The sequence below is a fragment of the Heliobacterium chlorum genome (genome assembly GCF_014502795.1).
In the GTDB taxonomy this organism is placed as follows: Bacteria; Bacillota; Desulfitobacteriia; order Heliobacteriales; family Heliobacteriaceae; genus Heliobacterium; species Heliobacterium chlorum.
Genome location: NZ_JACVHF010000163.1, coordinates 1 through 465 on the forward strand (window position 1 = coordinate 1; position 465 = coordinate 465).

The following is a 465-nucleotide window of genomic DNA, read 5'->3' on the forward strand; positions in this document are numbered from 1 at the left end:
TAATACACCGTAAAAACCAAATATAGCAGCAAGGGATATTACAAAAAGTCTTACCAGTCGAAGACTATAAAACAAGACATATTGCGGCATGGTAAAGCCCGCGAGGACAGTAACCGCCATTACAATAATCATTACCGGAGATACAATATTCGCTTGTACGACCGCCTGTCCAATAATAATCGCTCCTACAATACCTATCGTAGGACCGATGATACGAGGGACACGTAACGAGGACTCCCGGATAAACTCAAATGCTATTTCTAAAAAAATAATTGTTACTATCGCAGGAAATGGTACTCGTTCCCGTGCTGCAGCGAGAGAGAGCATGAATTCAGTTGGAAGCATCTCCGGGTGAAAGTTAGACATGGACAAGTAGATGGCGGGGAGAAACATCGTAGTGAGTAAACTAAGTATACGAAGAAGACGGGCAAAGCTACCAAAGGGCCAACGGAAATAAATATCTTC

1 protein-coding gene is annotated in these 465 nt (G+C 42.8%); it reads right to left on the bottom strand.

Features of this window, described 5'->3' with window-relative positions; all coding sequences use genetic code 11:
* A partial coding sequence (locus tag H1S01_RS20785) for a spore germination protein (protein ID WP_188042195.1) occupies nt 1–465 on the bottom strand: 465 nt, incomplete at both ends.